We start from the raw sequence: 14,046 nt of genomic DNA on the forward strand, positions 1-14,046 counted from the left end.
GCGCGGCCCGATGGGCACGCGGTTAAACGAATGCGAATCCAACCAACGCGGCCACTCGCAGTTCTCGTTTAACCGCGTGGGCAACGCCCCGCGCGTCCGACAACCTGGCCTGCAACTCTCGCAGATCCGCGGTACTGAGTGTCCAGCGTTTGCCTCAAGAAAACGCGCGGCCCGCTGGGGACACAGGCTCAACGGGGGCGCTCAGCTGCTGGCGCTGCGGTAGCTGAGCAGTGCTTTGCGGAACACCCAACGGCTGGCGACTAGGCAGACGACGGTTGCAAACAGCATGAATCCGGCCAGCGGCCATTCCCAAGCCGCCCGCGGATCCAGTGGCTTGGCAATGATCCTTGCCGGGACGTTCACGACAACCAGCACGGGGATCACAAACGTGAACAGCCCCCACAGACTCCAGCCCCAGCCGTTCTGATAGATCTCCATCGGGTAGCGGCTGAAGTTGGTGATGTAGAACCAAAAATTGTAGAGCGTTTGGTTGCGGCCCAGCCAGATGCTTGTCGCCGATAACGAGATCATCAAGCTGTACATGATCGCGACGCCGCAGAGGATGAACAGCGGGTACAAGACGACCATCGTGGCGGTGATCTGCAGCGGAGCGACGGGATCGGTGATCAGGTAGCTGAGCGAAATCGCCGCCAGAACCAGACCGACGGCAAAGTTCGACAGGCTGGACCAGTCGACTTTATGGAACGAGACCAGAAACTGGGTGTCGATCGGTTTGAGCAGGGCGAAATCGAGCCCGCCGGTGCGGATCAATTCGCTGAACTCTTCCGCGTTGGGCATGAAAAAAGCTTGGACCAGGCTGTTGATAAACCAGGTCGTCGCCAGGAACAGGAAAAACTGGTGCTTGTGCCAACCGGTCCCTTCACCAATCGAATTGGTGTACTGGAAGATGATCAAATAGAAGCCGACGTTCATCAACGTCCAGGAGACGCTGCTGATGCACTGGAACAAAAAGTTGGCCCGAAACGTCATGTCGCGGACCAAGCTGTTGCGGGCAAACGTCAGCAGGACGCGTCCGTAGTGCGGGCCTTGGTTGGGTTCAGCCATCGTGCTTTTCATGTCACCATCAGGGCCTTCGGATCTCGCGACGCGCTACACGTCGCGAGGTGGTCCAGCCACCGTGAATTTTTAAGATTCGCCGTCGGTCGAAACCGTTTCGATTTCGATCACCGGCAGTTCCGAATCCGTACCGGACAGGATCTCGAAGGCTTTGTGATAAAACTCTTCGCCGTAGGTCAGTTCGCCGCCGATGTGGCCGACCAAGCCAACCATCCCGGCGCTGATCAACAGACCGATTTGCCAGACCTTACGCAAACGGAGGTTCTCGTTCATTTCAGCTTTGATCGCGATCAAGGCAAACGCGACGGAGGTGATCGTCACACCGACGCCCGTCCAACGGTGCCGCGAGATCGAAGCTTCCAGCCCCTTGGACCAACTGCCGTATCCCTCTTGGTCCGCGAAGGACCAGCCCATCGCCGAAGCGGCGATCGCCGAGAGTGCACCGCACAACAGGCAGGCGAAGGGAATCGGATGGGCGAGTTGCGGCCACTTGTATCCCAGCACGACAAAGGCCGCGCCGAAGGTGAGCAGCGCGACGGGGAAGTGGACCGTGGCCGGATGCAGATAGCCTTGGAACGCCCAAACGCGGCTAGCCAGGCTGTCGGGAACCGGGACCGGTTCGACGATGACTACGTCGACGGCGGCTGGATCGCTGAGAACGACCTGCGCGTCTTCGGGCCAATTCGCTCCCTCTTCGATCCACAAACGGAGGATCGCGATCTCCGCAGGGGACATCGGCCCTTCGGATTCCGGCGGCATCAGCATGTCGGGATCTTCGGCGACGATGTAATCGATGTACAGCGAACTGGTTTCGTGATCACCCGCTTCGATGTAGTCGGCCATGATCTCCGGATCGTCGACGCGGAAATCGTTTTTGGCGTCATCGGGGCCGTGACACGAGAGGCACTTGGTTCGCAAGATCGGCGCGACGTCGCGCTGGAAGTCGATCACTTGGCCGTCGTCATTCAAAGGGCCCGCGGCAAAGATCGGTTGATTCCAAAGGATCGCCATACAAAGGGCGATCCCGGTGATTGTGGTGTTTTTCATCGCAGTGATTTTAGGGTGGGAGTACGTTGGTAGGCGATGGCGAAGCAAGGGCAAAGAGAAGGCTTCTCGTTTTATGATCACTGCTATTGTAAACGATTGTTGTCGCTGCGAGTAATGACCCCGAGCCAAACCGCAGGGCAAATCGCTGTTTGAGTCTGGGGATTATTGGTAACCCGATGCGTAAGCGAAGGACAATGTGAATTCCTCGCTTACGCGTCGGGTTACCATTTCCTCTGGCTCTCCAGTTTGAAAAAGTGCTTTCCCCCGAGCGAAACCGCAGCACGAAGCCGATTTGGAAAAGTAGGCAAGACTTCCCTTGCCTGTCATACAACCTCGCCGATTGCCACGCCATTCAGCTCGGCAGACGCCCGGTCGATTGACGCCCGGTTTTGTTGGGTGCTAGCAATATGCCTGCCCCATCGATTCACTCGCCATAAACGCGGCGGGTACCTGATCTGCCATCTTAGGGCATCGTCACACGTTCATTGCCCGCTTTGGTGAGCAAGCTGCGACGCGTTGGAGAATCGGCTGTGTTGGGAAAGAAGCGGATTGAGCCGTCGGCTAGGCTGATGTGTGTTCCGCCAGGATGGTTGGTGGCGTGCCGTTCTTGCCCGGCAAAGCTCTCGAACGTTGGCAAGTCGATATCTTGAGGACTCATCCAAGGGACGGCATGTTCCGGGCCGACTTCGACAAACAGGAGCGTGTAGGCTGAACCATCCCAGATATCTCGGAAACTCGTGCTGACCGGACCGGACATGATGCCAGCGGGATCGACGACGGCGACGTAGTTGGTGAGCGCTGGATCGGAGTCTGATGGGCATCCGAAGACTTCGAGAACAGACGAGGCGACCTGCTGATTGACAGGGTCGTCCCATGGCTTGTTCAGATCGATCTGATCGTAAAGTGCTTTCTGTTCAAGAAAAGGCAGGATCAACGTCCGCCAACTGTGCAGCGGTTGCCCGGCTTCATCGACGGTGTAGGCGGGAGGCAAGGTGTCATACGTGTCGTGGTAATTGTGCATCGCCAGGGCGATCTGTTTCATGTTGTTGCTGCACTCCACGCGGTGCGCCGCTTCGCGGGTGGCTTCGACCGCAGGCAACAACAGACCGACGCCGATCCCCAGGCATGACAGCGCCCCGATCCCCAACAAGGCCAGCACAATGATTAACAACTTGTTGTTTTCTGCCGGTGGATTCCCCGGTTGGTCGTAAGGATCGTCGGGAGGAAACTGTGCAGGTGGTGGCTGATTGCTCATGACGCCCCACAGTAGGTAGGGGAGCGGCCCGTCGCCACTCCCTTACCTGCGAACCATCCTACTGGAAAGCGGACTCCGCCGTTGTAGGGTGCTGCTGTGATTTCTTCGATCGACCGATCGACACCAAGTTGGCGGTCGTTAGCTGAGCCGTTCGGTCAGCTCGGCCACCAGGTCTTTGGTCGCCACACGCCATTGCTTCAGCGAATCGCGATCGCGGATCGTGACGGTGTCCTCTTTCAACGAATCTCCGTCGACGGTGATGCAGAAAGGCGTGCCCGCTTCGTCCTGGCGACGGTAGCGACGACCAACAGCCGCCTTTTCGTCGTAGAACGTCGACATCTTCTCTTTCAGCATGCCGTAGATTTCTTTCGCCTTTTCGGGCATTCCGTCCTTCTTCACCAACGGGAAGACAGCCGCTTTGATCGGTGCCAGCCGCGGGTGGAATTTCAGCACGGTACGAGTTTGCATCTTCCCCTTTTCATCGGGCTGTTCGTCTTCGCTGAACGCTTGGCACAAGAAGGCGAGCGTCGCGCGGTCGGCACCGGCGGAGGGTTCGACGACGTGGGGAATGTACTTTTCGCCCGTCAGATCGTCGCGATAGCTGAGGTCCTTGCCGCTGCCGCGATGCTTCGGTTGGCCATGCTCGTTCTTTTCGACTTCCATCGGTTTGGTCTTCGGATCGAGCTTGCCTTCCATGTGGCTGCGGAGGTCAAAGTCGCCGCGGTGGGCAACCCCTTCCAATTCGCCATATTCCCCTTCGGCCATGAACGGGAAGGCGTATTCGATATCGGCGGTGCCGACGCTGTAGTGGGCCAGTTCGCTGGCAGAGTGTTCACGCATGATCAAGCGGTCGCTGGAAAGGCCCATGTCCTTGTACCACTGCAGCCGGCGATCGCGCCAGTAGCTGTACCACTTGTGCGATTCGTCGGGGTGACAGAAGAACTCGATCTCCATCTGTTCGAACTCGCGCGAACGGAAGGTGAAGTTCCGCGGCGTGATCTCGTTGCGGAAGCTCTTGCCGATCTGGGCGATACCCATCGGCAGCCGCATCCGGCTGCTGTCGAGAACGTTCTTAAAGTTGACGAAGATGCCTTGCGCGGTCTCGGGACGCAGAAAAGCGGTGTCCGCTTCGCCACCGAGAGCACCGATGGTCGTCTTGAACATCAGGTTGAATTCACGCGGTTCGGTCAGCGTGCCGAGTTCCTTGGCGTCGGGACCCAAGACTTTTTCCTGCTCTTGGACGCTGTCCAAGGTGGCAAAATCGCCGTCGTATTTCAGCGATTCGGCATCTTTGGGGCGAAGCTTAAAGAACTTCAGTGCCCGCCGCTGCACATCGGCTTGCTCTTCGTCGGCTTCCACGGTCGTGGTGACAAAGATCTTCTGGTCCTTCGCTTCGACCCAACGTCCGCGGACTTGGTCGAAACGATAACGCTTGCGTGTCTCGCGGCAATCGACCATGTGATCGTGGAACAGATCGTAGTGGCCCGAGCACTTCCAGACCTGCGGATGCATGATGATCGTGCAATCCAGGCCGGTCATTTCGTACGTGCCGGGGGCACCGGGAGGCGTGACCAATTCGTTGTGGCCGCCGACCATGTCGTGCCACCAAGCGGCTTTGACGTTCCGCTTCAGCTCGACGCCAAGCGGTCCGTAGTCCCAAAAACCTTGCAGCCCTCCATAGATTTCACTGGATTGGAACAGGAAACCACGCCGTTTACACAGCGCGACGAGTTTCTCCATTGGCATCATGGCGGCTAGACTCTGGCAGTTTTGGGGTTTTAAAGAAGGTTGAACGCTTATTGAATGTCCGCAAGTCTACGACGCTTTTCAGAAAACAGGTAGACCGGTTGAGAATCTCATCGCCCAGGCCACTTGTTGGCCGACGAGCGATTTGCGTCAATACGTGTTCGATCGACCTTTGGTTTCGACAAATCGGAGCGGACAGGCGTCGATGCGAGCCCGATTTGAGGGGGATTTGTTCGTGTCGCAGTTGATTTTGCTTGCCAGTTCCGTCCAGCAGCTCGACCGCTGTCTGCCGCTGTTGGCTCATTTTGGTTCCACCCCGGCGTCGACGGTCACGATCTGGGTGATTGCAGAAGCGAAGAGTTCGTTGGCGGCCTACGCGAATCGCTGCAGCGAGCAACTGTCGGTCGAGAGTCGCGTGCAATGCGTTACGGAAAACGAGGCGGAGCTGCTGCATCGGTTGTCGCAGTGCCGCCATGTCGATTGGTTTGTGATGCCCTACGCGGGCGAACAGCAAGCGTTTTTCAGCAACCTGTTCGAACGTTCTCCCTGCCGCACGATGCTGTTGGATCCGGGAGCGGAGTTTTCGGGGGAGGTCGGCCGGATCGTCGAACTGCTCAACGACGAATCGGATTCGATCGGTCGGATCTGCCGAGCCAATCCCAAGATGGCCGAACCCAAGCTGGCGTTTGACGCTCCCGATGAACTGACCGCCGCCGACAGCGCCCGTCGCCGCGAGCTGTTGGTCGATCGTTTGGCCGAACTTCAGTTGCAATCGAACGATCTTGTCGTCACGGCGGTCCAACGGACGACCAAGCCGAACGGAGATCTCGCGATCGCGCGTCAATTGTTGGATCTCGATATTCCCGCGACGGTTGTGATCCTTCGCCATCGGATGGGCTGGGTGGAGCATACTTGGTCGTCGATCGAGAAGAAGATCTTCGAATGGTCGCCGCCGATGGAGCGGGAGGCGCGGATGGAGCTGGCCGAAAACCTAGCCGACAATTCGTCGCTGCAGTTCGAATTTGTGGCGATGATGTGCGCCGCGACTTGTCTGGCGGCCTTTGGGTTGGTGCAGAACTCCGCCGCGGTGATCATCGGGGCGATGTTAGTCGCGCCATTGATGACGCCGATCATGGGAGCCGGCCTCGCCTTGGCCTATGGCAACCGCCCGCTGTTTGGCCGCGCCGGGATGACGGTCGGCGTTGGTTTTCTGTGCGCGTTGGCGACTAGTTTTTTGTTCGGGTTGTTGGTGCGGATGGTTCAAGGAGCCGAGGTGACGCCCGAGATGTGGGCTCGCAGCAATCCATCGATTCTCGACTTTCTCGTCGGCTTGGTCGGCGGTTCGGCAGCCGCTTACGCGCGGACGCGGTCGCACCTGTCGAGCGCCTTGGCCGGCGCAGCGATCGCCGCGGCGTTGGTCCCACCGGTTGCGACCGCCGGATTGCAACTGGCCTTCCTGCCGATCGCGACAACGCCCACGCGGTGTCTGCCCGTCACCGGCCCGCTGTTGTTATTCACCGCCAATGTGCTGACGATCATGGTCGGATCGTCCTTCATCTTGTGGCTCAGCGGCATCCGCGGCGACCATCGCTTTGGCAAGAAGCAGCGTTGGGCCAACCGCGCCCTGATGCTGCTGCTGATCCTCACCTCGCTGGTCCTGGTCGTGGTCGTCGAGCACTGAGCGTTTGAAGAGTATTTTCGCCGGGATCGATTCCATCGCGGCGATTGCTCTGGATGTTCGCAATTCAACACGCTCTGCCCACCCGATGTCCCAAAACGGAATCGCCTCCGCGAACGAGTGCGATGTCGCTCCGAACCGGGAAAAAGCGATCCCTCCCTCTTGGCTTCTTCTCGCGAGCCAACGAATCATGGAGAAGCTGGCGGTCCCAAGAGGCGTCTCGTTTGCTTATCCAAGTGCCGGTGATATCCAACGGCCCATGAACCATGGATCGCTCTGGACCGTCGGTGGGACGTGCTCCGCTTCGATTCCTTTTACTTTGTTCGTCTCACGAGCGAACCGCCGAATCGACCAGTGTTTGATGCCGGCGGGCTTGTTGTTTTCCCCGCGCGATGTTGTCCGACCCGACATGGTATCGCTGCGGTTGTTCGCGATGCTGGTCAGGCGATCATTTGATCGATCGTGCCGGTGCTGTCGCCGTGTTGTTGGGCGTTGACGCCGACGCCGCGAAGCAGCGTTAGCCAAGCGTTGCAGAGTGGCGTGTCCTGAGGGACGACGATGTTTTGGCCCAGCTTGATTCCCGCGCCGCCGCCGGCGATCAGGGTTGGGCAGTTCGTCAGGTTGTGGCCGGTGCGAAGGTTGCTTCCATAAGCCAACACGAGGTTGTCGAACAAGCGGCTGCCGTCCGCCTCGCGAGTCTCTTTGAGTTTATCGAGCAAGCCGGCCAGCAGCATGCTCTGCGTCGTGTCGCGTTTCTGCGAGCAGACCAGTTTCTCGCCTCGCGTCCCGTGATAGTGACTCATGTCGTGCGGGGCGACGTCTTGGCCGATGCTGGTCAGCAGCGCCGAGACGGGTTGGCGATAGGTGATCACGCGCGTGCTGTCGGTCTGCATCGCGGCAACCATCAGATCGTACATCAATCGGATCTCCTCGCGGCCCATCATTTCCGAAGGGGGTTGCGGCAATGGAGCCGCTGGACGCGGCCGTTCCAGCCACTGTTCGTCTTTGCTCAATCGCGTTTCGATATCGCGGATGCTTTCAAAATATTCATCCAGCTTTTTGTTGTCGTGGTTCCCCAGGCCGCGTTGCAGGCTGTGGGCATTCTCCAGAACCGTGTCGAGCACACTCTTGCGTTGAGCGATCATCGCGCGGCGTTGTTCCAGTGGCAGCGAGTCTTTGGAGAACAGGCGGTGGAAAACTTGGATCGGTTCCTTGTCGCCGCCGATCGGTTTCCCACTGGCGTCCCAGGCTAGCGACAGCCCAGGGCCGTGCCCCGACCGTCCTGCCGATTCCGCGTGATCGAGCTGCAGCGAAGCGAAGCGCGTGTGCATTCCAAACTCTTTGGCAGCGACCTGATCGGCGGAGATCGTGTTGCAGAAACTCTGTCCCGGTTGGCCGTATGGGTTGGCACCGGTCAGCCACCACGTGCTCCCCGCATGACCTTCGACTGAAAACTTGTTCCGCAGTCCCTGCACGACCGAGAAATCGGATCGATGGCGTTCCAACGGCTTCAGCCCTAGCGGAATCTGGTAATCGGCCCCCGGCGTATTCATGTCCGGAAACCACGATTCCTCCGTCACGCCCCAGCCGAAGCCCAAGAAGATCATCCGTTTGGGAGGAGCCACGGGAGCCGCAGCTCGGGCGAATCGCCGGAAGCCAAACGATTCCAGGAAGGGTAACGTGACGGCAGCCGATGCGGATCGAAGGACTTGTCGCCGCGAGGGTTTTCGATTTGTAGGGAACATGGTGCGGGTTATCCTTAGGTTACTTCGATTGAAATTCGGTGCTTTGAACCAACGATTGAACAAACGATCGGATGGCAAAGTCGTGGTCGCCGGCCTGCCGCAGCGTCTCTTCGATCAGACTTTCGTCGCTGAACGACACCGGGCGCCCCAGCGCGTATTGGATCAAGGCCTCGGTGAAGCCGCGGGCAAACGCATCGTGACGCTGGGCGATCAGGTCGCGGAGTTCAAAGTAGTTCTGAAATGCTGGGCCGTTGTGCAATGCGCTCGATGGATCGATCGTCCAGCTGATTTTGCCGTCCGGTTTCGGTTTGCCGTTGTCATCGGCGGCGTGGTAACTGTCCTCGGTTCTCCAGGCGCCGACGGCGTCGAAATTTTCGAGTCCAAAACCGATCGGATCGATCTTGCGATGGCAGCTTGCGCATTGTGGCTCCTCCTGGTGGGCGAGCACTCGCTGGCGAGTTGTCAGCGCCTGACCCGCTAGACGAGCCAGTTGAGGAATGTTGGCCGGTGCCGGTGGCGGTGGATCGTTTAGCAGTTTCCGCAGCACCCAGACGCCTCGTTCCACCGGGCTAGTGGTGTCGCCGTTGCTGCCCATCAAATGAATCGCCGACATTCCCAGCAATCCACCACGCGGCGAATCGGCGGGGAGTGCGACCTTGCGGTATTCGTCACCGTGAACCCCATCGATGCCATAATAATTGGCGAGCACCGCGTTGATGACTGCATAATCGCTCTTCAACAGATCGGTCAGTTTGCTGTTGTTTTTCAACAGCAGGCTCACAGTTTGATAGATCTCCAATCGAGCGGCTTTCCGTGTGCTGTTGTCGAATCGTGGATGGTTTTGTTGATTGACCTCAAAGAAGTCGAGTCGTTCGAGGCCCAGCCATTGATAGGTCAACGCGTTGACGAGGTCTTCCGAACGCGGGTCGTCCAAAAGACGCGTGACTTGTGCGGCGAGGACTTCGGGACGATGCAGTTCGTTCTTTTGGGCGAGGCCGACCAACGCGTCGTCTGGCGGCGAACCCCACAAAAAATAGGCGAGTCGATTGGCCAATTCGCGGTCGTTCAGACGCCGTGGCTGATCGGTCGTCCGCGGCTCCGAATGGTATAAAAACATCGGCGACGCGAGCACGATCGACAGCGTCTGTTTGAGTGCATCGGGATGCTTTTCTCCTTGGCCACGGTGCCCTTCGTAGATTGCGACCAAACGATCGATATAGGTCTCCGTCGGCGCTACGCCACGAAACGCTTCGGCGGCAAACTGCTTGAAGGCGACGTGCAGTTCATCGCTTGTGGGGCTGGCTGATTTGTCGTGGAATTGCAGTTTGTCGATCGCAGCGATCCCCGGCGGCTTCGGCTGGCCTGCCGTTGGGACGCGCTCAATCTCCATCCAATCGACCCACAGCGAGAACTTACGTCCGATCCCATCGTTTTCGTCGCGTCCTTCCCGGGCAACTCGCGTCGCTTGGACCCAGTCGTCGCGGGTCCCCTTTTCGCGGAGGAACAACCAACGATTGAAGCGGTCTTTGTTGGCGCGGGTCATCGTCAGCGGGAATTCCACGACTTGGGGCGATTCGATCGTCCCCGTGATCTCATGGGCGCTGAACGCTTGTTGGGACCGTGGATTGATTCCAAATTCGATGAACCGCCGCTCGGGCGTGGCGTCGGGAGTTACTGCGGCGGCAAAGCGGACGATGTAGTTGCCGACGGGCCAGCTGAACGGAACCAACAGGTTGATCGTCGCATTATCCAGCACCGACGGATGTTCGTTGGAAGCCGCCAGATAGGCACCGGATTCAACCGCTGGCTGTTCTAAATAGTACTGGTGATAGGGGAGATGAAATGGGGTGAGAGCGGAGATCGCTTTGTCGGCATTGTTCTCTTCGGTTTGGAAGCCAAAGGTCTCCGGCGCGAGCACGTCGGGCAACTTCTTCCAATTGCGATAGAAGATGTGTCGATGGTTGCCCAGTGGTCCCGCTCGAATCTCGGCGATGATCTCTGCATTCTCGGGCAGCTCCACCGCGGCATCGACTTGCTTTGCCCAACGCGTCGCACGCTCCAACGCGTCTCTTTGATCTTCGATCCGCTGGCGAACCTTTTCGGTGATCTCTTCGGTCTCAAAACGCAGCTTCTTTTCGACATCGGCCGCAGCGTCCCATTCAAACGCCTCTTCGAGCGCTTCGCGTCCCAGAGCCAGGTACTGTTCAAACTGAGTGCTCGAAAGGTAGAGATCCGAACCAAACGTGTCGAAGCGTCCGCTGGCGGTGTCGGCGGGAAGATCGTTGACAGTGATCTCGACTCCCAACAATTCTCGCAGCGTATTACGGTACTCGCGTCGATTCAGACGCCGCATCGTGATCCGTCCCTTTTGGTCGGCGAGGACGCGACGCGCGGTGACCATCACGTCGGCCAAGTGGGCCAGGAAGTCGGCTTTCGCTCCTTTGTCGATCGCCGGTTCGCTCGGCGGCGGCATCTCGCCGGCGTTTAACGCGCCGAGAACCTTCTGCCAACGCGCCGCCGTCGGGTTGTCTTCGATCGACAGCGGCAGGTCGTCGACGCGGAAGGCAGCTTCCGCGTTCTCGGCTCCGTGACATGCAACGCAATGTTTTTGCAGCAGCGCGAAGTGGTCCTTGGCAATGGCTGCAACCGGCACCTCTGCCGCGGCGAGCCACGCCCCAGGCAAGCTGATCGCGATCGAAAACAGAAATGAAAGTGCGAACTTTGGCATATCGATTGGCAGGATAGATTGATGATTGGTTAAGCGGTTAGCGCGGGTAATGCGTCAGCGAAAGCTGGATGTCGTCGATGAAGTGCCCCGCAAAAGTGATCCTGTGCCCCGAGTCGAGGTCTTCTGGGCCGGCGTGGCAGATCGCGATGTGCATCAACAAAAAATCGGCCTCGGCGGGAAGCTTGATTTCACAGTTTCCCTGCTGCCACGTTGCCGGATCGATGTCCAGCCGCCAGCTCTGGTAGGCCATCGCCAAGGCGTTCCGGTTCTTCAGATCTCCCGCCAGCAGTTGCGGTTTCGCAGCCGTCTGCGCGTCGATCGCGGTCATCGAGATCAGGTATCGGATTCCTTCGTCCCGGGGCTGGGGGGAGGAGTTAAATTGTGCACTAGCCGTGGCGATCGTGACTCCACCGGCCATTTGGGAGTGGAACGATCGGAGGTCGATCAAGCGATAGAGGTCTCCCCAGTGGCTGCCCGTCGGATCGGACTTCGCTTCGTAATCGGCCCGCAACATTTGCAGCATCCGATCGCCGCTGGCGGCTTGCACGTTGGGTTGGTCGGCGACGACTTGGCTGAAGTCGCCACTGAATCGCCCCGGCATCGTCGGCGGGCCGTTCACGCCGGGAGCGGTTCCCGATTCGAAGTCTTCGCGGAAGAGTTGTGTTTCTGCTGGCATTTGCAAAAGTCGCGTTACCGGCCAAGCGACTCCCGTGATCAGAACTCCCAGCAGCATTCCGGTCACCAAGACGTAGGTCGATTTGCCGGGCGGAGTGATCGCCGACGCGATGCTCCATGATTCGGATCGACGATGGACCGGATGGGAAGCCGCCGCGGTGGGAGATGGATCGTCGAGCGGCCAAGCTGCCAGGGCGGCTTGAGACGCCAAGCCGCTCACTTCGGCCAGCTGCCAGAAACGTTGCCTGGCCGGTTCGGAGTGCAGCATCAGTGTTTCGAACTCGGCTTGTTCCGCTTCCGAAAGGGCATCGTCCAAGAACGCTCCGATCAACCGATCGATGTAGTCGTCTTTCATTGCGAGCCTTCGCCGGCGAGTTGCCGGTCCATGCATTCGCGCAGTGCAAGTCGCGTTTTGGAGAGCGCGACGTTGATCGAATTCACGGTTCGCGACAGAATCTCCGCGATCTGCGTGGGAGAGTGCTCGCGTTGGTAACGCAAGGAAATGATCTCGCGCGATTTGGGGGCCAGGTCGCCGAGGCATTTGGTCAGCGCTTGCAGGCGCTCTTCGCTAGCCCAGTCGTCCGGGCACGAAGCGATCAAGGAATCGATGACATCGACGCTGCGGACGTTTGCCGCCCGCCGGGCTTCCATGAGTTTGAAACGCAGGATCGAACGACTCCAGGCGAGAAAACTGGTCTCCAGGTCGAATTCCTCCGCTTTGGCGGTGATCGTCAGGAAGGTCTCTTGGATCAAATCGTCGGCCTGGATGAAGTTGGGGCTCAGCGCGATCGCCATCGCTTTCAGCTGGGATTGATGCTGAACGAACAACTGTTGCACTTGGAGGGTATGGTCGGGGGGATGTTTCATGGTCGCTTTCTATAACTATGACGCGACGGGCCAAAGACTTAGCCAACATTTTGCAGAAAAAATGCCGCCAAGGGGGCGTGCCGTCGCTCAGCTTGCCGTTTTGTGCGGAATCTGAGCCCGCAGCAGGCCTGGGAGAATCGTAACCAATGACGGTTCGGCAGCGTGTCGCGAGAGGCGTCGATCACGCAGAGAGCCGCCGCGGGCGGCCATTCAGGACAACGCTGAAGGCGTATGGCAGCAAGACCCATAGGGCGGCGAGCCTGCGCCCCATGGGATGTCTTCATAAATATGAAACGTCCCGGTGCGGGGAGCATCGGGACCATTTTGCATCGGGCCGCGGGCCCCGCGAGCTCAGGCGTGCTTGCCCGCTTCGGCGGCTTGTTGAGCCATCAGCTTCTTTTGGTAGCGGCCTTGGATGATGTCGACGACGACCAGTACGACCAGGACGAAGTAGAAGGTGGTCTTCTGCATCGCTTCGACGTGGTATCCGAAAAAGGTGAGGTGGGCGTTGTGCCCTCCTTCGCTGACCAGCATGATGCCGACGATGAACAGAATGAACAGCCCCAACACCTCGTACATGCGGTTACGTTTTAAGAACTCCGAGACATGGTCGGCCATCACCATCATCAACACGCCGCTGATCACGATCGCAACGGCCATCACGGCGATGCTGTCGGTCAGTGCCATCGCGCTCAAGATCGAATCGAACGAGAAGACGAGGTTCATCAGGACGATCCAAAAAATGGCGGACCCGACCGTTCGCTGTGCCGATTCTTCCCCGTGCCCGACCTCATGGACCGACAACATGTGATAGATCTCTTTCATCGCGGTGTAGAGGATGAATCCGCCTCCAGCGATCTCGACGACGCTAGCCAAGTTGAACGCGCCAAACATCCAAGCCCCTTCGGTATCGCTGCCGATCGTTAGGAAGGGATCTTCAAACGACTTGATCGCTTTGACGACGATGTACAGCAGCACGATCCGCAACACGATCGCCAGCCCGATTCCCATCCGCCGCACCTTCTGTTGGCTCTCTTCGGCAACCCGCTTGGATTCGAGCGAGATGTACAACAAGTTGTCGAAGCCCAACACCGCCTGCAGGGCAATCAGCATCAGCAATGTCAGCAGGTTGGCCAGAGTAAATAGTTCGGTGATTGCACCCATCGATATCTCGCTCGCGGAATTGTGTTCAACAACTTGACGCCTAACAAACTCGCCGAGTAGGGTA

General features: G+C 58.7%; 10 protein-coding genes. 1 reads left to right on the forward strand and 9 read right to left on the reverse strand.

Features of this window, described 5'->3' with window-relative positions; genetic code table 11:
- Positions 1–201 precede the first annotated feature (201 nt).
- From EC9_RS05300 to EC9_RS05315, 4 genes are all read right to left on the reverse strand, one after another.
- Entirely contained in the window at positions 202–1,065 is an 864-nt protein-coding gene (locus tag EC9_RS05300; protein ID WP_246105964.1) for an ABC transporter permease, read from the reverse strand.
- An 81-nt stretch (positions 1,066–1,146) separates the two neighbouring features.
- Complete coding sequence (locus EC9_RS05305) at positions 1,147–2,124, reverse strand: c-type cytochrome domain-containing protein (RefSeq protein WP_145343008.1); 978 nt, start codon at positions 2,122–2,124, stop codon at positions 1,147–1,149.
- A 463-nt stretch (positions 2,125–2,587) separates the two neighbouring features.
- Positions 2,588–3,379: a DUF1559 domain-containing protein gene (locus tag EC9_RS05310; RefSeq protein ID WP_145343010.1), complete on the reverse strand. Its 792-nt coding sequence runs from the start codon at positions 3,377–3,379 to the stop codon at positions 2,588–2,590.
- Between the two features lie 138 nt (positions 3,380–3,517).
- Complete coding sequence (locus EC9_RS05315; protein ID WP_145123999.1) at positions 3,518–5,119, reverse strand: glycine--tRNA ligase; 1,602 nt, start codon at positions 5,117–5,119, stop codon at positions 3,518–3,520.
- Positions 5,120–5,360: 241 nt separating this feature from the next.
- Here EC9_RS05315 and EC9_RS05320 point away from each other — a divergent pair, with 241 nt between their 5' ends.
- Entirely contained in the window at positions 5,361–6,806 is a 1,446-nt protein-coding gene (locus EC9_RS05320; RefSeq protein WP_246105965.1) for a TIGR00341 family protein, read from the forward strand.
- 437 nt (positions 6,807–7,243) lie between these two features.
- Here the strand turns inward: EC9_RS05320 and EC9_RS05325 are convergent, their stop codons facing one another.
- The 5 genes from EC9_RS05325 to EC9_RS05345 form a co-directional block, all read right to left on the reverse strand.
- Positions 7,244–8,548: a DUF1552 domain-containing protein gene (locus EC9_RS05325; protein ID WP_145343012.1), complete on the reverse strand. Its 1,305-nt coding sequence runs from the start codon at positions 8,546–8,548 to the stop codon at positions 7,244–7,246.
- A gap of 19 nt (positions 8,549–8,567) precedes the next feature.
- Complete coding sequence (locus EC9_RS05330; protein WP_145343014.1) at positions 8,568–11,276, reverse strand: DUF1592 domain-containing protein; 2,709 nt, start codon at positions 11,274–11,276, stop codon at positions 8,568–8,570.
- Between the two features lie 37 nt (positions 11,277–11,313).
- Entirely contained in the window at positions 11,314–12,306 is a 993-nt protein-coding gene (locus EC9_RS05335; RefSeq protein WP_145343016.1) for an anti-sigma factor family protein, read from the reverse strand.
- Positions 12,303–12,818 (reverse strand): sigma-70 family RNA polymerase sigma factor, encoded by a 516-nt coding sequence (locus tag EC9_RS05340; RefSeq protein ID WP_145343018.1) that lies wholly within the window; start codon positions 12,816–12,818, stop codon positions 12,303–12,305. Before EC9_RS05340 ends, EC9_RS05335 begins: the two co-directional genes overlap by 4 nt.
- Positions 12,819–13,169: 351 nt before the next feature.
- On the reverse strand, positions 13,170–13,982 hold the full coding sequence (locus tag EC9_RS05345; protein WP_246105966.1) for a TerC family protein: 813 nt from the start codon (positions 13,980–13,982) through the stop codon (positions 13,170–13,172).
- Between the last annotated feature and the right edge of the window lie 64 nt (positions 13,983–14,046).

Origin of the sequence: Rosistilla ulvae (assembly GCF_007741475.1) — a bacterium.
GTDB lineage: Bacteria > Planctomycetota > Planctomycetia > Pirellulales > Pirellulaceae > Rosistilla > Rosistilla ulvae.